Here is a 19,933-nt window from a genome sequence, read left to right as displayed (position 1 = left end):
CGAAATTGACACATCGTCCGCTCCCGGGGGGGCACCGGGTAGCAGAGCTGACGCGCGGAGCCTCGCTTGAGGCGGCGGGGTGCGAACGATGTCAAAGGGCCGACGGGATCATGGCGCGGGCCATAGCTGTAGGAAAGGCCGGCCTCAGTTGTGTGGAAAAGCTTCCCGAGGGGCTGCGCTAGTCCGCCGCGTCGCGGTCTTTCCCATCCAGATCAGGCGCTTCAAGCGCTGCAACATCCCCCGCGTTATAACGCGGCGCGCTTTCCACGAGCGGCACGTCCTCAATCTCGCGCTTGCCGATTTCGATGCCCTTTTCGGCAAGCCGCCGCCCGGAGGACAGCACGTTGCGTTCAAAGCTGCCGACGAACTTGTTGTAATTATTGACCGCGCTTTCGAGCCCGCCGCCGACGCGCTTGAGGTGTTCGGCTGCGGTGGCGAGGCGGTCATACAATTCGGCGCCCATGCGGCCAATTTCCGCCGCTTCGCTCGCCATCTTGTCCTGCCGCCACACCTGCGCGACCGTCCGGGCAATTGCGACGAGGTTGGTCGGCGTTGCCAGCAGCACCTTGTTGCGGAAAGCGAAGTCCCACAATTCGGGATCATGTTCGAGCGCGGCGGCGACGAAATGTTCGCCCGGCACAAACATCACCACATAATCGGGCGCGTCATCGAACTGGCTCTGGTAGCTTTTGGAACCCAGCGTTTGCACATGGTTGCGCATGGATTTGGCGTGGAGATCGAGGTGGCGTTTGCGCTCACCTTCGTCATCGGCCTCGAACGCGGCCTGATAGGCGTTCAATGACACCTTTGCGTCGATCACCAGCTTCTTCTGCCCCGGCACATTGACGATCGCATCGGGCCGCAACCGGCCATCGGCGGTGTCCATCGACTGTTCGAGATGGAAGTCGGTGTGCTCGGCCAACCCGCATTGTTCGAGGACGTTCTGCAAGGCCCGCTCCCCCCAGCGCCCGCGCGCTTTGGGAGCGTTGGTGAGCGAATTGCCGAGCCGCTGCGCCTCACGCCGGACCTGTTCCTGCCCGTCGCGCATCGACTGGATCAGGCCGGAGAGCTGCCCGAAGGCATCGGTGCGCTTGGCCTCCAGCTCGGCGACCTGCCGTTCGTAACTCGCCAGCTTGTCGCCGACCGGAGACAGCAGCGCCTTGAGCTTGGCCTCGCCCGCCTCCTCAGATTGGCGAAAACGCGCATCGGCCCGCTCCAGAAAGGCCTTCTGCGCCTGCTCCAGCACCCGGCTGCCGGCGTTTTCGAATTCCTTGCGCAGGCTCTCCTGCGCGGCGAGCAGGCCGGCCTTCTGTTCGGTAAAGGCCTTCTCGCGCTCGGCTGCGGCGCTTTCGAGCGCGGCCAGCCGTTCCGCCAGCGCCGCGCGGTCAGCCTGCACGGCATCGAGCCGCGTCAGCAAGCCATCCGCCTGCCCCGCCCGTTCCTTCAGCCCGGCGACTTCAATCCGCGCTTCGCCCAACTCGGCAATGGCGCGGGCAAACTTGGCCTCCCCCTCCGCCCCGCTGGCCTCCGCCGCAGTGAGGCGCGCGCGTAGATCGGCGAGCGGGCGCGAGGCAAGGAACCAGCCGAGCGTGGCACCCAGCGCAGCTCCGAGAATCAGGGCGAAAAGTGGCAGAATCGAAGCGTCCATGCGGTGATCCTACATAGAACGTATGGAGAACGCTAGGGTTTCCTGTGCGATTTCCGCAAGAAAGCGGGGCCCCGGCTCAAGCCCGGGGAGGCGGGAAGTGGCACTGACAATCGGCGCGCAGCGCCGCAAGGGCGACCGCCCGCCCGCAGGGGCCTGTAGCGCAGCGAAAGAACAGCCCCGAGGACGAGCGCGCGGAGGCGCGCTCGAAAAACAAGCTACGCCGCTCGGCGAATCTTCTCGAGCTTCTTCAACACCATCGCCTTTTTCAACCGCGACAGGTGGTCGATAAACAGGATGCCTTCGAGGTGGTCCATCTCGTGCTGAAGGCAAGTCGCCATCAGGCCGGTGAGGTGTTCCTCGTGGGTGTTGCCGTCGAGGTCCTGATAACGCACCGTGCAGGTCGCCGGGCGGTCGACGTCGGCGTAGATTTCGGGGACCGAGAGGCAGCCTTCCTGATAGGTCGACACTTCCTCGGCCGGATCAAGGATCACCGGATTGATGAACACGCGCGGATCGTTCTTGGTCGCGGGGTGCGTGTGAGAATGGCCGTCATGGCTGCATTCCACCGGCTCAGCGTCCGGATCTTCGGGCTGGAGATCGATCACCAGCACCCGCTTGGGCACGCCGACCTGGATCGCGGCCAGACCGATGCCGGGGGCGTCGTACATGGTCTCGAACATGTCTTCGACCAGCGTGCGCAGCTCGGCATTGAACTCTTGCGGTTCAACCGGAGTCGAGATGATCTTCAGCCGGGGGTCCGGCACTTCAAGGATTTCGCGGATAGCCATGGCGTGCACATAATGCGGAAGGGCTTTGGCTTCAACCGAAGGATTGGTTCACGCGAAGACGCGAAGATGTCGTCCCTGCGGCAAGGCCGCGCACCTTATCAAGGCATAGCGCGTGATCTGGCAGAACCCAGCCTGCGGCGCGGTGCAACTTCTTCGCGTCTTCGCGTGAAAAAACCTACCCGACCGGCCGCCGCGCTCTGAGCGCCTGCGCCAAGGTGCCTTCGTCGAGGTAATCGAGCTCGCCCCCCACTGGCAAGCCGTGGGCGAGCTGGGTGACGCGCAGCGGGAAGGCTTCGAGCCGCTCGGCGATGTAATGCGCGGTGGTCTGGCCTTCCAAGGTCGCGTTCATGGCGAGCACCACCTCGTCGATCCCGCCGCTTTCGACACGGGCGAGCAGGCTGGCGATGTTGAGGTTTTCGGGCGCAATGCCGTCCAAGGCCGAGAGCCTGCCGCCGAGCACATGGTAGCGCCCGGGAAACAGCCGCGCGCGGTCGAGCGCCCAGACGTCCGACACTTCCTCCACCACGCACAGCGCGCGCCCGTCGCGGCGCGGGTCGGTGCAGATGGCGCAGGGGTCGGACGTGTCGACATTGCCGCAGGTCTGGCATTCGACCAGCGTTTCGGCGACGCCCGCCAACGCTTCGAGCAAGGCGGGGAGCGCAGATTCGCGGTGCTTCACCAGCCACAGCACCGCCCGCCGCGCGGAACGCGGCCCCAGGCCCGGCAGCCGGGCGAGCGCAGAACTCAGCGCCTCGATCTCTTGCGATGCCATGGGGGGAGAGATAGGGGCTGCGCTTCGCTTAACAAAGGCTGCGGGGCACGCTTATGCGCATCATCTTCATGGGGACGCCCGATTTCGCGGTCCCGGCCCTGCGCGCGCTCCATGCGGCGGGGCATGAGGTGGTGTACGTCTATACGCAGCCACCGCGCCCGGCAGGTCGGGGCAAGCAGCTCAGTCCTTCGCCGGTGCAAGTGGCGGCGGAGGGTTTGGGTATACCGGTGCGCTCGCCCGTGTCGCTCAGGAATGCAGAGGCACAGGCCGAATTCGCGGCCTTGAACGCCGATGTGGCGGTGGTTGCGGCTTACGGGTTGATCCTGCCTCAGGCGGTGCTCGATGCGCCGGTGCACGGCTGCCTCAACATCCACGCCAGCCTGTTGCCGCGCTGGCGCGGGGCGGCGCCGATCCACCGGGCGGTGATGGCGGGGGATGCCGAGACGGGCGTTACCATTATGCAGATGGAAGCGGGTCTCGATACCGGGCCGATGCTACACAAGGTCGCCGTGCCAGTCGGGCGCAAGACGACGGGCGAGCTGTTTGATGAATTGGGCGCGCTGGGCGCCGCGGCGATTGTGGAGGTGCTGGCTGATCTCGCCGCCTTCCCGCCCGAGGTGCAGGACGACGCCGCAGCGATCTACGCGCCCAAGATCGACAAGGCCGAAGCGAAGATCGACTGGGCGGAAAGCGCCGAAGTGATCGAACGTCTCGTGCGCGGGCTGGCGCCGTTTCCGGGGGCGTGGTTTGAGTTGGGCAATGAGCGGGTGAAGCTGTTGCTCGCCGAAGTGGCCGAAGCGAACGGTGCACCCTGCGTGGTGCTGGACGAAGACTTCACCATCGCCTGCGGGACAGGCGCGATCCGTCCCCTGCGGCTCCAGCGCGCAGGCAAACCGGCTATGAGTCGCGAAGAGTTCCTGCGCGGTCGGCCGGTGGCGGCGGGGGTGGTTTTGTCATGAAAGCTAACCCTTCCTCGTCACCCCAGCGAAAGCTGGGGCCTAGAGCGGCAAGCGTTGCGCATTTGGCCCTGGGCCCCGGCCTGCGCCGGGGTGACGGTTAGCGCATGACCCGCTTCGCCCTCACCTTGGAATTCGACGGCACACCGTTCTTCGGCCTGCAACGCCAGTCCCATGGGCCGAGCGTGCAGCAAAGCATCGAGGATGCCATCGCGCGGATCACCGGCGAAACCGTCACCCTCCAATCCGCCGGGCGCACCGATGCAGGCGTGCACGCGCTGGCGATGCGCAGTCATGTCGACATCGAAAAACCCTTCGACCCGTTCCGGCTGATGGCAGCAATCAATGCGCAAGTGCGGCCCGATCCGGTGGCAGTGACCGCCTGCGAGGTGGTGCCGGATGATTGGCACGCGCGCTTTTCCTGCACCGGGCGGCGCTATCTGTACCGGATTGCCAACCGCCGCGCGCCACTGACCCTCCAGCGCGACCGAGCGTGGCATGTCGCGCAGCCGCTCCACGCCGAGGCGATGCACCGCGCCGCGCAGGCGCTGGTGGGTCATCACGATTTCACCACCTTCCGCTCGGTCCATTGTCAGGCCGCCGATCCGGTAAAGTCGCTGGATCTGCTGGATGTGGAGAAAGTCGGTGACGAGATCCACATCCACGCCGCTGCGCGCAGCTTCCTGCACCATCAGGTGCGCTCAATGGTCGGCTGCCTCAAGCTGGTCGGCGCAGGCACATGGCCCGAGGCCCGCATGGCCGAGGCGCTGGCCGCGCGGGATCGTGGCGCTTTGGGGCTGAATGCGCCGCCGCACGGGCTGTATTTCGTCGAAGCGACCTATCCCGAGGGTTGAGGATCAGAGAGGTTCACGCAGAGACGCGGAGAAGAAAGGAGAGACGCAGAGGTGCTGTGCGTGCCGACGGCATCGTGACCTTCTGCCACGTCGCCCCGAGACGAACCGCTTGAAGATCGGTGCAGCTTCGCCGCAAGCGCGACATCTCTGCGTCTCCTTTTCCTCTGCGGCCTCTGCGTGAACCCCCTTCTTTCATCCTCCCTCACGGGAGAGATATGCTGAGACGTCCTGCCCGTTGCCATCCGCAACCGGAATGCCTAGTCCCTGCCGCAACAATGGGAGACGATAGCCATGACCACCGGAAAGCAGCTCTTCACCACCCTCACCGCCGACGGCAAGCTGACGCTGGAGGTGGCCGAAAGCACGTTCCCGGCGCCCACCGGCAATCAGGTGCTGGTCCAGATGGAAGCCGCACCGATCAACCCCTCGGACCTCGCGATCCTTACGAGCGCGGCCGATTTCGAGACCGCGGAATACACCCCCGGCAAGGTCGTCGCCACCATGCCCGAGCCGTTCCTGACCGGGAACAAGGCGCGCCACGGGCAGCGCCTGCCCGCGGGCAACGAAGGCGCGGGCACCGTGATCGCCACAGGTGACAGCGACATGGCCAAGGCGCTGATGGGCCAGCGCGTGGCGTGCGTGCCGGGCAATGCCTTCAGCCAATACGCCATCGCCGACGCGATGATGTGCCTGCCGCTGGGCGAGCATTCCTCCGAAACCGGCGCCTCCAGCTTCGTCAACCCGATGACCGCGCTGGGCTTTGTCGAGACCGCCAAGATGGAAGGCCATTCGGCGATCATCCACTTGGCCGCCGCGTCGAACCTCGGCCAGATGCTCAACCGCATTTGCGTGGAAGACGGGATGAAGCTCGTGAACATCGTCCGCAAGCCGGAACACGTCGCGATGCTCAAGGAACAGGGCGCGACCTATGTCGTGGACTCCTCCGCCCCCACCTACATGGCCGACCTGCGCGCCGCGATTGCCGAGACCGGCGCCTTCCTCGGCTTCGACCCGATCGGCGGCGGACAGGCTTCGGACGGCGTCTTGAAGGCGATGGAGCAGGTCGCGGTCAGCCAGATGAGCGAGTTCTCGCGCTATGGTTCGAACCAGCAGAAGAAGATGTACATCTACGGGCGGCTCGACCTCGCGCCGACGATCCTGACGCCGTCCTATGGCCTGCAATGGAGCATCGCGGGCTGGCTGCTGACCCCCTTCCTCCAGCGCGCGGGCATGGAAACCGTTGTGCGGATGCGCCAGCGGGTTCAGGCGAACCTCACCACCACCTTTGCCTCGCACTACAAGGCGAAGGTGACGCTAGAGGGAATGTTGGAGAAGGACGCGATCTGCGATTACCGCCAGATGAAGACCGGCGAGAAGTATCTGGTCACGCCCTGGGGGTGATTTGTCCCACCATCGCCGCCCCGGACCTGCCTGCCCCGGCGAAGGCCGGGGATCCGGGGCTTGGCTGCCTTTTCGGTGCACCGCGAAGGGAGAAAGCCAAGCCCGGGGTCTAGCACGGGGCGACGGGAGGATGCGTATCGCCGAGATAGCGAAAGCACACCGGCACCGCTCCCTGACCGGCACTTGGCGATCATGCTCTAACCGCGCCCGACTTCAGACAACGATCCCGACTCAAGATGACCGAGAATGCGCTTGAGAGCGGCAAGACTGCCCTCATCCTCGGTGGATTCCAGCGCTTCCTCCAGCACTTCGCGCAGGTCGTCCGGCTCGACCGGCTCCATGTCCCAATGCGGATAAAGGCGCTCGCGCACCTCGACGCTCTGGTCGAGCGTGACGATGTCATGATGCCGTATATCACCATGCAGGTTGGCGATCAGGGTCCGCACCTCGGCGGGAGGCCCTTCGATCCACTGAAAGAACACCCCGCTGCCGAAGACCAGCACCCCGGTGATGCCGCGTGCGACATTGCGCTTTTGCGAGAACGCGACCAGTCGGCTGACCTCGTCAGCATCGACTCCGTCGGCGGCACGGCTGCAATACACGAAGGTTTCGAGCATGATGGCAGCCGGATCCAGATCGGCATCGTCTGAGAAACCGGGTTCGTCGAACATGGGGAAGCTCACTTTACTGATGGCGGGTGGAGTGTGCCGCCCGATTTCGCGTCGGGGTTAGCGCATCTATTTGGAATTTGTAAGGAAGCGGTAACGCATCCCGCCACGCAGTGCTCACGCCCCGTCGAACGCCGCCTGCACCTCTGCCGCATCGGTGATCCCATTCGCGATCAGCACCATCAGCAGCATCCGCGCCTTGGCCGGGCCAAGCGCCCTTGCCGCGACCAGTCCGAGCGCGTCGTCATCGACCTCGACATTGCGGTCGACGATGCCTTCATCGACCCGGCTGGAACGCACCACCGGCACCCCGCGCGCCGCCGCTTGGGACAGGGCTGCGATCACGCTGGCAGGCGCGTTGCCCTGTCCCATTCCGGCCAGCACCACGCCTTTGCACCCGATGCCGAGCAGGGCTTCGACCGGCTGTTCATCCATGCCAGCGCCCGCGGTCAGGATCGCCACGCGCGGCAAGGCCTGCGGGAAGGAATAGCGCGCGCGCTCATTTGCCCGGTGCGGTGGGCCGAACCAGTCGAGGCTGGCGGGCGTCACGCGCGCCAGCGGCCCCCTCGGGAAGCTGCGGAAAGCGTCGATCGCCGAGGTCGCCGCTTTGCGCGCATCTCGCGCGGCCAGCACCGCATCGCCCATCACCAGCATCACGCCCCGTCCGCTTGCCGCCGGATCGCTCGCCACTTTCACCGCATTGGCGAAGTTGCGCATCCCGTCCGCGCCCACCGCATCGGCGGGCCGCATCGCGCCGACCAGCACGATCGCCTTGGGGCTCGGCAGGGTGAGATCGAGCAGGAAGCCGGTCTCCTCCGCCGTATCCGTGCCGTGGGTGATGATCACGGCATCGACCGCCGGATCGGCAAGCGCGCTTTCGCAAGCCACATGAAGCGCCTGCCACTCCGCCCAACCAATATCCTGTGAGCCGATCCGGGCCACATCTTGCGGCATCAGCTCCGCCACCAGCCCCAGCGCATCGAGGTGCGCGATCAGCGTCTCCAGCGCCAGCCCGCCGGGGCGATAGGCCGCGCCGGTGGCGCCGCTACCCGCGCCAGCAATCGTGCCGCCGGTGCCGAGAACGAGAATGCGTGGGGGTGTCATGCGCCCGCCCCTAAAGCCTGTCAGTCTGCGGGGGAAGCATTGAACTGGTCGAACACCGCGGCCAGCCCGGGCACGTCGCTCTCCGCCCGCAGCGACGCGAGCGCTTCGCCGATGTCGATTTCGAGCTGCGTGATCCCCGCCTCGTACCCCGTCCCCTCCGCGCCGAGCGAGCGGGCCAGCGTCAGCGCAGGGCGATTTTCGGGCAGGATATTGACCGACAGATGGCCCAGCCCCTCGCGCTGGCAATCGAGCAGCAGCACCGCGCACAAGAGCCGTGCGAGGCCCCGTCCGTGATATTCGTCCACCACCGCGACCGAGAATTCCGCTGTGCCGGGATCATCCGCCTCACGGAAGGCATGAACCACGCCCAGCGCAGGCGCATCCGGCAGGTCGGAGCGCAGCGCGCCCCAGGCGATGTGATCATGCCCGTCCACCGTCACCAGCGCACGCAGCACCTGCGGCGGAGCCTCGCGCATCCCGGAAAAGAACCGAAGATAGCGCGACTGGGGCGAAAGCTGGGCGATTCCCTCCTTGATGCGCTGCTCATCATCCTTGCGTACCCGGCGGATGCACACCGGGGTTCCGTCATTCAGCTGCGTCTCGATGATCATGCCGTCGGCGTCCTGCTGCGGTTGCGGCAGTGTTCTAGCATCTTTGGCGGGCCAGGGGCAAAGGCAGCAAAGGCCGCTTGACCCCCGCCCGCTTCCCGCTAAATCGCCCCTACCTGCACTGCGCGGGCGGTTAGCTCAGTTGGTAGAGCATCTCGTTTACACCGAGAGGGTCAGCGGTTCGAGCCCGTTACCGCCCACCAGGTAAACCAGCGGAAAGCCGCGGTTTCCGGACATATTAGAGGATCCTGCCATACGGCCGGCTTAGGTCTGTGTATCCAGCGAATCCCTTCGAAACGCCTCAACTCAAAGACCGTCTTGCACCCCAATCCCGGTCAATCCGGTCGCTGTTTGGCTTTCCTAAGGCCTGCCGTTCGCCGATTGCCGGTATTGGGTAGGCCTGCATACCGGCAAGGCTGCGGCAAACGCCCGCACGCTGGCGAGGCTGGCCCACTCATTTGTAAAAGTTCGGCTTTCGGCTCAATCAGCGCCAAAGATCCCCGACAGTTTTTAGCTTCACGCTTGGGCCTTTCGAATGGCCGCAACTGGGTGGTATGCAGTGCATCCGCTTTCTGCCCTGACAGGGCCGAACGCGGCAAAACAGTCGGTAGGGCTAAACTATTTGTCTTGAGTAGCTTCAGTCTACCGGCCGGAGAACACTGGATCGCGGCGTTGCATCATCGCTGTTGCGCCTTCTAGTGCGTCGGCACTCCGCGCCAAGGTAGCTTGTGCTGCGGGAAGTGCTTCAAAGGCCTGCCGTTCCCCGTCCGCCAAGAAGCGCAGGGCTGAAGCTTTGGTGGCCTGCACCGCTAGTGGAGCATTGCGTGCCACCATGGCCGCAATCGCCGAGGCGCGCGCAAGTTCTGAGCCGGCAGCTGTCACTTCCTGCACCAGACCCATCCTCAGGGCTTCCTCGGCACCAAACTTTTCGGCTGTCAGCAGATAACGCATGGCGTTCCCCCAGCCTATTTGTTGAACCCAGCGGACCGTGCCGCCGCCGGACACCATGATTCCGAGAGAGGTTTCAAGCTGACCGAAGACGCAGTCGTCCGCCGCAACCACGATGTCGCAGGCAAGCATGAGCTCGATGCCAACGGTAAACACGAAACCCGACACGGCCGCGACAAGCGGCTTGGTCAGCCTCTCCTTCAGCTGGAGCGGATCGATCCCTTCGTAGATTGGCGCTGGTTCGGCGCCCGACATGATCGGCACGAACTTCAACAGGTCGAGGCCGGAAGTGAAGTTCCCACCTTCACCATGCAGCAGACCGGCGCGCAGATCAGGGTCGTTTTGTAGCCGGTCAAAGGCTTCTGCTAGCCCGCGCATCATCTCCGGGGTGAGACTATTTCGCTTGTCAGGCCGCGATATGCCGATGCGCAGCACATGCCCATCCACGGTCTGATTGATCTGTCCGTCTTCCATTTGTCTGCTTCCATTTTCGTATCGACAGGATGCCGATACAGTGATACGAAAATGGAAGCAAGATAATGGAGCGCTTCTCATGACCAACCCGCCACGTATCGCCCATCTCAACCCACCGTACGGCGATGCCGAGGGCAAGGCGCTCGGCCGCATGATGCCGAAAGACAGCCCAGTCGAACCGCTCAAGCTCTTCAGGACATTCGCCCGCAACCTTCCGTTCGCTACGGCGATAGGACCGTTGGGCGGATACATGCTTTCGCTCGGCCGGGATGGCGGCGCGGGCTATGACCTGCGTTCACGCGAGTTGGTGATTGATCGCGTCACCGCGCGCTGTGGGTGCGAATATGAATGGGGTGTCCACATCGCGAGCTATGCACGGCGCGCGGAGCTTACCGAGGAACAGATCTACGCCACCGTGCATAGCGGACCGGACGATCCATGCTGGGACGATCGCGACAGCGCCGTGCTGTCGATGGTTGATGAGCTCCATGACACCGGCAAGTTGACCGACGCGACCTTCGATGCGCTTCGGCGTCACTTCGATGAGCGGCGGATTATCGAGCTTTTTGCGCTCGCTGGATGGTATCATGCGATATCCTATGTCGCGAACGGATCCCGGACCGAACTGGAAGACTGGGCTCCGCGTTTCCCGGCGCGGCGCGCGTGATGCGAGCACGGCTTCCACTTAGTGAGGTGTGAGCAATCCCCTCCGGACGATCTACGAAGTCGCTCGCGGCGCGCGAGGCCTGTTCGCATCCGAGCTGCGCGAGAAAACGCACGTGATAATCTTCCGGCGTAAGACTAGTGTGGTGCGATTGTTAATCAGCAAGGGTGCCCATGTCAGAGAAAATGGCGGACGAACCCATCAGATCAGGTATCCGCCGCCGTACCCCAATGCCTGGTCAAGCAGTGCGGGGATCGCAAACCGGGCGACCGATCATGGCCGCCCTCGATCTCCTAAGCCGTCGTTGGGTCTTGCGGATTCTGTGGGAGCTCCGAGGCGGCCCGCGCGGCTTCAGGGAAATGCAGGCCCGTTGCGATCAGATGTCCCCTAACACGCTTTCCACGCGACTTTCTGAACTGAAAGAGGCTGGCATCGTCGCCCACAACCCCGAAGGCGACTGGGCGTTGACGCCCCTCGGCCACAAACTCGGTCCGACATTGATGGCGCTAAACGATTGGTCGAAAGCCTGGGAGCGGACGCTCAGCGAACAAACCAGCGAGAGTGACTAGTTGGGCTTAAGGGACCTTAAGCCCACCACTGGTTCCGCTGGTGGCAGGATAGGGGGCGCTTTGAGAACCGCGGGTTTTGGCAGAATCGCAGATGAAGCGGCTATGCCGCATTCGGGACCGTCCATCGACGCTGCTCCCGTCTGGTGATGGGTGGGGAGCCGGCAGATCAATAGAACGCCAGCCGGTTTGAAACGGCTGGCCACCTCCGCAGGACTCATCACGCGAACGTCTTGCGTGAAGCGGCCGCGGGCCATGCGCCCCTGATGGCCGCCGCCAACGCGCTACTTACTGCTCGGCCTTCCAGTCGCGCCGCAACTTCTTGGCGAGGCTCCACTTGTGGACCTCGGTCGGGCCGTCATAGATGCGGAAGGCGCGGATTTCGCGGAACATCGTCTCGACGATGGTCTTGTCGGTCACACCCGTGCCGCCCATCACCTGCACACACTTGTCGGCGACGCGCATCAGCGCCTCTGACACGGCGACCTTGGTCATCGAGCTTTCCACCGTGCCAAGCGATCCGGTGTCGAGCACGCCCGCGCACCAGTCGATCATCAGTTCGCACTGCTTCAGATCGATCATGTTCTCGGCGAGCATGAAGCCGACGCCCTCGTGATCAATCAGCGGCTTGCCAAAGGCCATGCGGCGGTTGGCATAGTCGACCGCGATCTCCTGCGCGCGGATGCAGCCGCCCAGCCAGCGCATGCAGTGGGAGAGCCGTGCAGGCGAAAGGCGGATCTGAGCATACTTGAACCCCTCGCCTGCATCGCCGAGCATCTGGTCAGCGGGCACCCGCAGGTTGTCGATGGAGATCTCGGCATGGCTGCCGGGCATCGAGCTATCGATGGTGTTCGGCACCCCCGTGATTTGGATCGCCGGGTCAGGCAAGTCGACGAGGAACATGCAGGCCCCGCCGTGGCTGTCGGGGTCTTCGGACTTGGCCATCACGATCCCGACCTTCGCGCCTTCCGCGCCGGTGATGAAGCACTTCTTGCCGTTGATGACCCAGTGGTTGCCGTCTTTGCGGCAGGTGGTGATCATCATCGAAGGGTCCGCGCCCGCGCCGTTGAGCTCGGCCGGTTCGGTCATGAAGAACGCCGAGCGCGCCTGGCCCGAGACCAGCGGGGTGAGGAAGCGCTCTTTGAGGTCAGGGCTTCCGACCTTGCCAATCAGATACATGTTGCCCTCGTCGGGCGCCTGCGTGTTGCAGGCCAGCATGCCAAGCGGAGTGAGGCCCGATTTGATCAGGATCACCGCGGTTTCGCGCTGGTTGAAGTGGCTGCCATCGGGCCGGATATGCGGGGTCAACACGCCCGCCGCCCGCGCCAGCTCGCGCATTTCCATGACCAGCGCGTCGGTCGGCGCGCCATGGTGATCGCGGCGAGGGTCCTGTTCGTAGGGGAAGATCTGCTCCCGTACGAAGGCCTCTACCCGTGTTGCCATCTCCAGCGCTTCGGTGCTGATCGTCATGTCACTTATGTTCCCTTGTCGGCCCCTTGTCTGCGGTGCGCCGGGTGCCTGGTCCAGTCTCTCTAAGGAGCCATAGCGACCAAAATGCACCTGCGTGAATTGCTAGAGCAACAAGTCCTTTTCGCCAGCTACAACCTTGCACAAAGTGGCCTCGGCAATACCGGCGGCGGCGGAGAGTTTGATGGCAGGGCAGTACACAACAATTGCGGTCGAGAAGCGCGGCGAGGTCGATTGGCTGACGCTCAACCGGCCCGACTCGCTCAATGCGATCACCACCGAAATGGCGGGCGAACTCAACGACTATTTCGGCGCGCTCTACAATGACCGCGCGACCCGCATCGTGGTAATGCGCGGCGCGGGGCGGGCGTTTTGCGCGGGGCTCGACATCAAGGATCATGGCACTCGCGATCCCGGCGCAGTGCCGTTTGGCGGAGGGTTCGGGTTTCAGGGATTCCTCGCCGACGTTTATATCAAGATGCGCCGCTGCCCGCAGCCGATCATTGCGCTGGTGCACGGCGCGGCTTGCGGCGGGGGCTTTGCCTTCGCGCTGGCCGCCGACATCCGCATCGCCGGAGAAAGCGCGCGGATGAACGCTGCCTTCATCCGCCTCGGCCTGTCCGCCTGCGACATGGGGGTGAGCTATTTCCTGCCGCGGCTGGTGGGGGTGTCGCTCGCCTCAGAACTGATGCTGACCGGGCGCTTCATCAATGCCCGCCGGTCGCTGGCGACAGGGCTGGTGAGCGAGGTGGTGGCCGATGATCAGCTAGAAACCGCCGCGCAATCCTATGTCGATGACATGCTCGCTGCATCGCCGATGGGCCTGAGGATGACCAAGGAGGGCCTCAATATGGCGGTCGATGCCGCGAGCCTGGAGGCCGCCATGGCGATCGAGAACCGCAACCAGCTGATGACGGCGGCCAGCCCGAACTTTGCCGAAGGCATGCGCGCCTTCCTCGGAAAGCGCCGCCCCGACTACATTCCCGACTGAAGGCCAAACTCACCTATGACCCATCCCAAGTATCCCCACGTCTTCAGCCCGCTCACCATCGGCAAGCAGGTGGTGAAGAACCGCATCATCATGGGCTCGATGCACACCGGCCTCGAAGACGGCCCCGAACCGGCCAAGCGCCTTGCCGCCTATTTCGTCGAGCGGGTAAAGGGCGGCGTCGGCATGATCATCACCGGCGGCATCTCTCCGCACCCCAGCGGCGGCTATGGCGCGAAACTCACCGGCCCTGAAGAAGTCGCGATGCACCGCGAGGTGACGCAGGCCGTCCATGCTGCCGATCCCGAGGTAAAGATCTGCATGCAGATTCTTCACTCCGGCTCGCTGGCGGGGGTGCCCGAGGCCGTTGCCCCCTCCCCAGTCAAGTCGCGCATCGGCCGCTACGCTCCGGTCGAGCTCGACGAGGCAGGCATCGAGGAGCAGATTGATGCCTTCGCCCGCTGCGCGGCTCTGGCGCAGGAGGCCGGCTATGACGGGGTCGAGATCATCGGTTCGGCGGGCTATCTGATCTCCACCTTCCTCGTCGAAAAGACGAACTTGCGGACCGACCGCTGGGGCGGATCGTGGGAAAACCGGATGCGCTTCCCGCTCGAAGTGGTGCGCCGGACGCGCGCGGCGGTGGGGCCGGACTTCGTCGTGATCTTCCGCATCTCGGCGATGGACATGCTCGAAGGCGGGCTGGCGTGGGACGAGGTGGCAAGCCTTGCCCGCGCATTGGAAGCCGAAGGGGTGGACGTGATCTCCACCCACTTCTGCTGGCACGAAAGCTTCGTGCCGACGATCGCCACCATGGTACCCCGCGCGGCCTTCGCGCAGGTCACCGGGCGGCTGCGTAAGGAAGTCTCAGTTCCCGTTATAACCAGCAACCGCATCAACATGCCCGATGTCGCCGAGGCGGTGCTGGCGCGCGGCGATGCCGATCTGGTCTCGATGGCGCGGCCGATGCTGGCCGACGCCGAATTGGTGAAGAAGGCCGCCGAGGGCCGCGAGGACGAGATCAACACCTGCATCGGCTGCAACCAGGCCTGTCTCGATCACACCTTCACCGGACGCGAGACCTCGTGCCTCGTCAATGCTCGCGCCTGCCGTGAGACCGAGCTGACACTGACGGCAACGCTGGCACCCAAGCGGATTGCCGTGGTCGGTGCTGGCCCCGCGGGCCTCGCCTATGCGACGCTCGCCGCCGAACGTGGCCATCATGTGACCCTGTTCGATGCAGCCGAGGAGATCGGCGGGCAGTTCAACCTCGCCAAGCGCATCCCCGGCAAGGAGGAATTCACCGAGACCCTGCGCTATTTCGGCCGAATGATCGAGAAGCACGGGGTGGACCTACGTCTTTCAACCCGTGTCTCCGCCGACGATCTGCTGGCGGGCGGCTATGACGAGATCATCATCGCCACCGGAATCGAGCCGCGCACGCCCAAAATCCCCGGAATCGATCACCCAAAGGTGGTGCGCTACATTGATGTGATCCGCGGCACGGCCAGCGTCGGCCAGCGGGTCGCAATCATGGGCGCGGGCGGGATCGGCTTCGACGTCGCCGAACTCGTTACCCACGATGGCCCCTCGGGCGCGCTCGATATCGAGGTGTTTGCGAAAGAATGGGGCATCGATTTCAAGAACCACCCGCGCGGGGGCGTCACCGGGGTCACCCCGGTGGTGCAATCCAGCGGCCGTGAGGTCTGGTTGCTCCAGCGCAAGACCAGCGCGGTCGGCAAGGGGCTCGGCCGGACGACCGGTTGGACCCACCGATTGGCGCTCCAGCGGCGCGGGGTGAAGATGGTTGCCGGGGTCGAATATGACCGGATCGACGATGCCGGGCTCCACATCAGGATCGAGGGCGAACCGCAGGTGCTCGCAGTCGACACCATCATCGTGTGTGCGGGCCAGCTTCCAGCCCGCGCGCTGCATGACGAATTGGTGGCGAAGGGCGCAAGCCCGCTGCTGATCGGCGGCGCATTCGAGGCGTCCGAGCTTGATGCCAAGCAGGCAATCAAGCAGGCAACCGAATTCGCATTGGTTGCCTGAACAGGGACGATCAATGACGGCGTCAGCTCGTGGTGCTAGGCATGGCGGCCCATCTCCAGACATGGGATATCCTCGAGACTGGCAACCCGCTGCCGGTCAGCGATGCGCTTCATTTCAGCCGCTCGAACCGCTCGTCATGCGTCTTGTGGTGAGACCCGTCTCGGCGCAAGCAAAGCCAGAATTGCCAAGCGAGCAAGCCAGTGCTTTTCCATGTACGCGCCCGCGACATGCGGCAGGGCGACTGTCCAGCCATGTGCTGACCTCTCGCCATCCCATGCTTTTGAGAGAAATGCTCGGCTCGAATTCTCGCCTCCGTGCGGCGATCTGCAGCTAGTTACCGTCAGCATCGACCATGAAAACCATCGGCTTTCCCCGGGACGCAGGTTCCCAGCCGGCGTCTAACGCTGCCTGAATGCCCCTGATAACAACCGCATCGCTGACTTGGAGTCGGCCGCGTTGCAGGCCTTTGAGTAAACGTTTCGGCGGAGGGAATTCCAGCAAAGCTCCGCGCTGGGTGTGCTTGCGCAACAAAGCGACGGTCATGCCTTTCCAGCCTTCAGACTCGCTCCACTGTGGCTCGCTGCGCAGCTCCCACTCATATTCAAACCCGTCAACGCCGACGATACCGGAAAGCTTGTGGGTGTGGGTCATGCTGCCAAGCCTAACAGGATTACGACCACAAACCACCGGCCATGCAGGCAGCGGCCGATCCCGACCCAAACCTAGTCGTTCGCGATCGCCAGATTGAACGTCCGCTTCCGCCCGAAACAGCCGTGTCGGTTTCAGGGGCGCGCATAAGCTCTGCTCATGACCGATGGTGGGTGGAAAGCTGTCGTTCAAAAAGCGCGTTAGACACCGGGTTGCTTTTGGAAAAACCGAGAGCCGTGCAGAGTTAATCTTACATCGGGGGCTACATGACAGACGCCAAAACACTACGGCGCACAGTGGGTTTTTGGGGCACTGCCTTGTTGCCGGCAAATGGCATGATTGGATCAGGCATTTTCGCTTTGCCCGCCATCATGTTCGCGGCAGTCGGAAATTTCGCACCTTGGATGATGCTGCTAGGTGCGCTGCTGATCTTGCCACTGGTGTATGTATTCGCCGCACTCTCAACCCGTTTTGAAACAAGCGGTGGTCCGCCGATCTACGTCCACGCTGCATTCGGATCATTCCTCGGCTTTCAATCAGGTTGGACGCGCTTTGCTTCGGGCGTTGTCGCCATTGCGGCGAATACCCATGTAGCAGTCGCGTATCTCGCGGTGCTCTTCCCAGTCTTGAACGACCCTGGGATGAAGGCGGCGGCGGTCATCAGTTTATTATCTTCACGACGGTCGTAAACCTGGTTGGGATGCGAGCGTCTGTGCGGACCTTAGGCGTCATGACTATCGTCAAGATCGTTCCGCTAATCGCCCTCATCGTCGTGGGTCTTGCTGCGAAAGACCCGGACATAGGTATCAGCCTGCCGCAATTCAGTGATTTTGAAAGCGTCGTTCTACTTACATTTTACGCTTTCATGGCCTTCGAGAATAGCAACATGGCCGCCGGAGAGCTACGCAATCCAAAGCGGACAATTCCGTTGGCGTTGATGACCACGCTTGCTGCTTTCACCCTGTTTACCATGCTGGTGATCTGGGCTTACGCAGCCTTTGCCCCGCAGGCTGACGGGAACGAAAATGCACTGGCAGCCGCGGCCGGCCAATTGGTAGGGCAGTTTGGCGTGATCGCGATTTCGCTGGCGGCCGCTTTTTCTATAGGCGCAAACTCACTTGTGGGTGGCATCGTAACGCCGCGGATGACGTTCGGCATGGGAGAGCAAGGAACGCTCCCGCGGATTTTCGCCCACGTCTCAAACCGCTTTCAAACACCCGACGTCTCAATCGTTTTCTTTGGTGGCACGGCAATCCTATTCAGTCTGTGGGCGGGCTTTGCTACGCTGGCCGTAGCCAGCGCACTTTCGCGGCTCGTGATGTATTTGCTCTGCGGATTGGCTTTACCGGTATTGGAACACCGGGAAGCAGAAAGGGCGCCATGGTGGCACCTGCCCGTGTCCGCGCTCGCCGTCATATCATCCTTGTGGGTGGCCAGTCAGGCACCCGCAGAAGCATTTCAGATGCTTGGCTTGATCATAGCTGTCGGAAACTTGACTGCCTGAGAATGTCCGCCATTTCCGTGCACAAACCATTCGACTTCGTTTGCGAGCAGAGAGACAGCGCGGAGCATTTCGCGCTAAGCGCCTAATTTTAGGGCGCGATGCTGTCATGCCCGCAAGCTCGCTTGAATGTCTGATTTCGCCATTTAGCAGGCCCAAAGCAGACAGACAGCCTCCCACCCACGAGCGGTCGGGAAATGCGTTGCAGCGGCGACTTGAAAGCCGATATGCGGCTTTCCCGCATTTCTAGCTAGGACCCGCCATTCATCAACCGGACCATTTCCTGTCGCTGTACGAGCCCCGTCGGATGGGCTGTGCTGGTCGGCGCCTATTCGGCGTAAGCCTTTATCAGATCGAACAGGAAATCGCGCCCGAGATAGACCGACCGCACCTCGATCCGCTCGTCGAGCCCGTGCGCGCCGTTGCCGTCGGGATCGCCCCACAGCCCCGGCACTCCATATGTGGGAATACCGACCGCCGTGAGGAAAGTCGCATCGGTATACCCGTTGGCCATCACCGGAACCAATGGCACCCCGGGAAAATACTTCGCGACGAGCTTCGCCGCGGGCTCCATCACCTCGGCTGCGAGCGGGGGCGGGGGCGGAGCCGGACGCAGCGGCGGCAGCGTCGTGACCGTCACACCGGGATCGTCGATCACACGTGCGAGCTCGGCGCGGATTTCCTCCACCGGGTGGCCCGGGAAGATGCGGCAGTTGACATAGGCCCCCGCGCGTTGCGCCAGCGCGTTGCGGGCATGCCCACCGTCCAGCATCGTCGCAACGCAGGTGGTGCGCAGGTTCGAATGGAGAAACGGATCGTGGTTGACGATCGCCTCGGCCGTCGTGTCGCCCGGGTTAGTTGCCAGCGCGACCATCGCCGCACCGGTCTCGTCCTTGCGGCCCATGCCCGCTTGGCGGAAATAGGCACGGGTCGTCTCGGTCATTTCGAGCGGGAACTCGTAGGCCCCGAGCTTCGTCAGCGCCTGCGCTAGCTGGTAGATGGCGTTGTCGGGGCGCGGGACCGAGCTGTGGCCGCCGGGATTGCGGGTCTCCAACCGGTAGGTGGCGAAGGTCTTTTCGCCGACTTGCATGGTCTGCTCGACAACTTTTCCGTTGCCGTCGGTGGTGCCGCCGCCGCCCTCATTGAGCGCGAAGGCGGCATCGATCAGATCGCGGCGGTTGGCGACCAGCCACTCGACCCCGTTGAAGGCGCCGTTGGTCTCCTCGCCGCAAGTGAGCGCGATCTTGACGGTGCGCTTCGGCTTGTAGCCGCTACGCTGGAAGCGGATCAGGGTGTCGACCAGCGTAGCGGCCAGCGCCTTGGTGTCGGCCACCCCGCGGGCGTAAAAATAGCCGTCTTCCTCCATCAGCGTGAAGGGATCGCGCACCCAGTCCTCGCGCTTGGCTTCCACGACGTCGATATGGGCGATGCCAAGGATCGGCTTGAGGGTCCTAGATGTGCCTGGGTAGACAGCGACGAGACCGCCCTCCTTCGGATGATCGAAATCGGCGAAAAGGGTGATCTGGGATTCGGGCAGTCCCGCGTCCCTCAGACGCGTAGCCATCCGCTCGGCTGCAAGAGTGCAACTCCCGCTGCTCAGGGTGGTGTTGGTCTCGACCAGTTCCTCGAACAGTTCACGGTAGGCGAGTTCGTCAGGGCGAAGCGGAGTTTCTGCCGCCAGGGGCCCGCTCGCGAGAATGGTCAGAATGCCCAGACCCTTAAGAGCCTTGAAATCAGGTCGTTTTTGCATGCCATCTCCACGTTGATAAAATCATGCTCCAATCCCTTTCTGGGTGCAAGTGCACGTTCAAGATGTTCGCAGCGGGGTC

General features: G+C 63.6%; 19 protein-coding genes and 1 tRNA gene. 10 read left to right on the top strand and 10 right to left on the bottom strand.

The genetic code is table 11. The features are described from left to right. Positions 1-178: 178 nt before the first annotated feature. From GRI59_RS06705 to recR, 3 genes are all read right to left on the bottom strand, one after another. A complete protein-coding gene (locus GRI59_RS06705; protein WP_160760476.1) occupies positions 179-1,648 on the bottom strand; it encodes a DNA recombination protein RmuC in 1,470 nt (489 codons plus the stop codon). A 215-nt stretch (positions 1,649-1,863) separates the two neighbouring features. Continuing rightward, positions 1,864-2,436 carry a peptide deformylase gene (locus tag GRI59_RS06700; RefSeq protein WP_160760475.1) on the bottom strand — a complete coding sequence of 191 codons (573 nt, stop codon included), beginning with the start codon at positions 2,434-2,436 and terminating at the stop codon, positions 1,864-1,866. 175 nt (positions 2,437-2,611) lie between these two features. After that, positions 2,612-3,208, bottom strand: a complete 597-nt coding sequence (gene recR, locus GRI59_RS06695; RefSeq protein ID WP_160760474.1) for a recombination mediator RecR — start codon at positions 3,206-3,208, stop codon at positions 2,612-2,614. Between the two features lie 53 nt (positions 3,209-3,261). Between recR and fmt the strand changes: the two genes are divergently transcribed. From fmt to GRI59_RS06680, 3 genes are all read left to right on the top strand, one after another. Beyond that, positions 3,262-4,167, top strand: coding sequence for a methionyl-tRNA formyltransferase (gene fmt / locus GRI59_RS06690; protein WP_160760473.1), 906 nt, complete (start codon positions 3,262-3,264; stop codon positions 4,165-4,167). Positions 4,168-4,271: 104 nt separating this feature from the next. Beyond that, on the top strand, positions 4,272-5,018 hold the full coding sequence (gene truA, locus GRI59_RS06685) for a tRNA pseudouridine(38-40) synthase TruA (protein ID WP_160760472.1): 747 nt from the start codon (positions 4,272-4,274) through the stop codon (positions 5,016-5,018). 291 nt (positions 5,019-5,309) lie between these two features. Beyond that, the gene (locus GRI59_RS06680) at positions 5,310-6,419 is read left to right on the top strand and encodes a zinc-binding dehydrogenase (RefSeq protein WP_160760471.1); all 1,110 of its coding nucleotides are present in this window, start codon (positions 5,310-5,312) and stop codon (positions 6,417-6,419) included. Between the two features lie 197 nt (positions 6,420-6,616). Here GRI59_RS06680 and GRI59_RS06675 read toward each other — a convergent pair whose 3' ends face one another. The 3 genes from GRI59_RS06675 to GRI59_RS06665 all read right to left on the bottom strand — a co-directional run bounded on the left by GRI59_RS06675 (position 6,617) and on the right by GRI59_RS06665 (position 8,802). Beyond that, positions 6,617-7,090 (bottom strand): BLUF domain-containing protein, encoded by a 474-nt coding sequence (locus tag GRI59_RS06675; protein ID WP_160760470.1) that lies wholly within the window; start codon positions 7,088-7,090, stop codon positions 6,617-6,619. A gap of 114 nt (positions 7,091-7,204) precedes the next feature. Then, positions 7,205-8,191 carry an asparaginase gene (locus GRI59_RS06670; RefSeq protein WP_160760469.1) on the bottom strand — a complete coding sequence of 329 codons (987 nt, stop codon included), beginning with the start codon at positions 8,189-8,191 and terminating at the stop codon, positions 7,205-7,207. 20 nt (positions 8,192-8,211) lie between these two features. Beyond that, complete coding sequence (locus tag GRI59_RS06665) at positions 8,212-8,802, bottom strand: GNAT family N-acetyltransferase (protein ID WP_202390938.1); 591 nt, start codon at positions 8,800-8,802, stop codon at positions 8,212-8,214. Between the two features lie 124 nt (positions 8,803-8,926). Here GRI59_RS06665 and GRI59_RS06660 point away from each other — a divergent pair. Beyond that, positions 8,927-9,002 (top strand) — tRNA-Val (locus GRI59_RS06660). Between the two features lie 439 nt (positions 9,003-9,441). On the opposite strand, the gene GRI59_RS06655 is transcribed toward GRI59_RS06660, so the two are convergent. Then, on the bottom strand, positions 9,442-10,221 hold the full coding sequence (locus GRI59_RS06655; RefSeq protein WP_160760468.1) for a crotonase/enoyl-CoA hydratase family protein: 780 nt from the start codon (positions 10,219-10,221) through the stop codon (positions 9,442-9,444). A gap of 79 nt (positions 10,222-10,300) precedes the next feature. Here GRI59_RS06655 and GRI59_RS06650 point away from each other — a divergent pair, with 79 nt between their 5' ends. Both GRI59_RS06650 and GRI59_RS06645 read left to right on the top strand, forming a co-directional pair. Next, a complete protein-coding gene (locus tag GRI59_RS06650) occupies positions 10,301-10,888 on the top strand; it encodes a carboxymuconolactone decarboxylase family protein (RefSeq protein WP_160760467.1) in 588 nt (195 codons plus the stop codon). Positions 10,889-11,160: 272 nt separating this feature from the next. Next, positions 11,161-11,454 (top strand): winged helix-turn-helix transcriptional regulator, encoded by a 294-nt coding sequence (locus GRI59_RS06645; RefSeq protein WP_202390937.1) that lies wholly within the window; start codon positions 11,161-11,163, stop codon positions 11,452-11,454. 285 nt (positions 11,455-11,739) lie between these two features. On the opposite strand, the gene GRI59_RS06640 is transcribed toward GRI59_RS06645, so the two are convergent. Further along, entirely contained in the window at positions 11,740-12,921 is a 1,182-nt protein-coding gene (locus tag GRI59_RS06640) for an acyl-CoA dehydrogenase family protein (protein ID WP_160760465.1), read from the bottom strand. Positions 12,922-13,102: 181 nt separating this feature from the next. Here GRI59_RS06640 and GRI59_RS06635 point away from each other — a divergent pair, with 181 nt between their 5' ends. Beyond that, on the top strand, positions 13,103-13,909 hold the full coding sequence (locus GRI59_RS06635; protein WP_160760464.1) for an enoyl-CoA hydratase/isomerase family protein: 807 nt from the start codon (positions 13,103-13,105) through the stop codon (positions 13,907-13,909). A 15-nt stretch (positions 13,910-13,924) separates the two neighbouring features. Then, on the top strand, positions 13,925-15,955 hold the full coding sequence (locus tag GRI59_RS06630; RefSeq protein WP_160760463.1) for an NADPH-dependent 2,4-dienoyl-CoA reductase: 2,031 nt from the start codon (positions 13,925-13,927) through the stop codon (positions 15,953-15,955). A 330-nt stretch (positions 15,956-16,285) separates the two neighbouring features. On the opposite strand, the gene GRI59_RS06625 is transcribed toward GRI59_RS06630, so the two are convergent. Further along, a complete protein-coding gene (locus tag GRI59_RS06625) occupies positions 16,286-16,606 on the bottom strand; it encodes a hypothetical protein (RefSeq protein ID WP_160760462.1) in 321 nt (106 codons plus the stop codon). Positions 16,607-16,869: 263 nt separating this feature from the next. Between GRI59_RS06625 and GRI59_RS16055 the strand changes: the two genes are divergently transcribed. Further along, a complete protein-coding gene (locus tag GRI59_RS16055; protein ID WP_272917003.1) occupies positions 16,870-17,292 on the top strand; it encodes an amino acid permease in 423 nt (140 codons plus the stop codon). After that, positions 17,271-18,107 (top strand): APC family permease, encoded by an 837-nt coding sequence (locus tag GRI59_RS15990; RefSeq protein WP_419866805.1) that lies wholly within the window; start codon positions 17,271-17,273, stop codon positions 18,105-18,107. The genes GRI59_RS16055 and GRI59_RS15990 overlap by 22 nt, the downstream gene beginning before the upstream one ends. A 325-nt stretch (positions 18,108-18,432) precedes the next feature. On the opposite strand, the gene GRI59_RS06615 is transcribed toward GRI59_RS15990, so the two are convergent. Further along, the gene (locus GRI59_RS06615; protein WP_160760461.1) at positions 18,433-19,854 is read right to left on the bottom strand and encodes a M20/M25/M40 family metallo-hydrolase; all 1,422 of its coding nucleotides are present in this window, start codon (positions 19,852-19,854) and stop codon (positions 18,433-18,435) included. Between the last annotated feature and the right edge of the window lie 79 nt (positions 19,855-19,933).

This window comes from Erythrobacter ramosus (genome assembly GCF_009828055.1).
Lineage (GTDB): Bacteria > Pseudomonadota > Alphaproteobacteria > Sphingomonadales > Sphingomonadaceae > Erythrobacter > Erythrobacter ramosus.
The sequence above is the reverse complement of the archived record's forward strand: the minus strand, read 5'-3'. Positions and strand labels throughout refer to the sequence as shown.

What these genes read in the sequence shown, in the direction of transcription:
- GRI59_RS06650 (WP_160760467.1), top strand. Translation starts at nt 10,301, where the DNA reads ATGACCAACCCGCCACGTATCGCCCATCTCAACCCACCGTACGGCGAT.
- GRI59_RS06665 (WP_202390938.1), bottom strand. Translation starts at nt 8,802, where the DNA reads ATGATCATCGAGACGCAGCTGAATGACGGAACCCCGGTGTGCATCCGC.
- GRI59_RS06625 (WP_160760462.1), bottom strand. Translation starts at nt 16,606, where the DNA reads ATGACCCACACCCACAAGCTTTCCGGTATCGTCGGCGTTGACGGGTTT.
- GRI59_RS16055 (WP_272917003.1), top strand. Translation starts at nt 16,870, where the DNA reads ATGACAGACGCCAAAACACTACGGCGCACAGTGGGTTTTTGGGGCACT.
- truA (WP_160760472.1), top strand. Translation starts at nt 4,272, where the DNA reads ATGACCCGCTTCGCCCTCACCTTGGAATTCGACGGCACACCGTTCTTC.
- GRI59_RS06615 (WP_160760461.1), bottom strand. Translation starts at nt 19,854, where the DNA reads ATGCAAAAACGACCTGATTTCAAGGCTCTTAAGGGTCTGGGCATTCTG.
- fmt (WP_160760473.1), top strand. Translation starts at nt 3,262, where the DNA reads ATGCGCATCATCTTCATGGGGACGCCCGATTTCGCGGTCCCGGCCCTG.
- GRI59_RS06635 (WP_160760464.1), top strand. Translation starts at nt 13,103, where the DNA reads ATGGCAGGGCAGTACACAACAATTGCGGTCGAGAAGCGCGGCGAGGTC.
- recR (WP_160760474.1), bottom strand. Translation starts at nt 3,208, where the DNA reads ATGGCATCGCAAGAGATCGAGGCGCTGAGTTCTGCGCTCGCCCGGCTG.
- GRI59_RS06705 (WP_160760476.1), bottom strand. Translation starts at nt 1,648, where the DNA reads ATGGACGCTTCGATTCTGCCACTTTTCGCCCTGATTCTCGGAGCTGCG.
- GRI59_RS06680 (WP_160760471.1), top strand. Translation starts at nt 5,310, where the DNA reads ATGACCACCGGAAAGCAGCTCTTCACCACCCTCACCGCCGACGGCAAG.
- GRI59_RS06630 (WP_160760463.1), top strand. Translation starts at nt 13,925, where the DNA reads ATGACCCATCCCAAGTATCCCCACGTCTTCAGCCCGCTCACCATCGGC.
- GRI59_RS06670 (WP_160760469.1), bottom strand. Translation starts at nt 8,191, where the DNA reads ATGACACCCCCACGCATTCTCGTTCTCGGCACCGGCGGCACGATTGCT.
- GRI59_RS06645 (WP_202390937.1), top strand. Translation starts at nt 11,161, where the DNA reads ATGGCCGCCCTCGATCTCCTAAGCCGTCGTTGGGTCTTGCGGATTCTG.
- GRI59_RS06675 (WP_160760470.1), bottom strand. Translation starts at nt 7,090, where the DNA reads ATGTTCGACGAACCCGGTTTCTCAGACGATGCCGATCTGGATCCGGCT.
- GRI59_RS06640 (WP_160760465.1), bottom strand. Translation starts at nt 12,921, where the DNA reads ATGACGATCAGCACCGAAGCGCTGGAGATGGCAACACGGGTAGAGGCC.
- GRI59_RS06700 (WP_160760475.1), bottom strand. Translation starts at nt 2,436, where the DNA reads ATGGCTATCCGCGAAATCCTTGAAGTGCCGGACCCCCGGCTGAAGATC.
- GRI59_RS06655 (WP_160760468.1), bottom strand. Translation starts at nt 10,221, where the DNA reads ATGGAAGACGGACAGATCAATCAGACCGTGGATGGGCATGTGCTGCGC.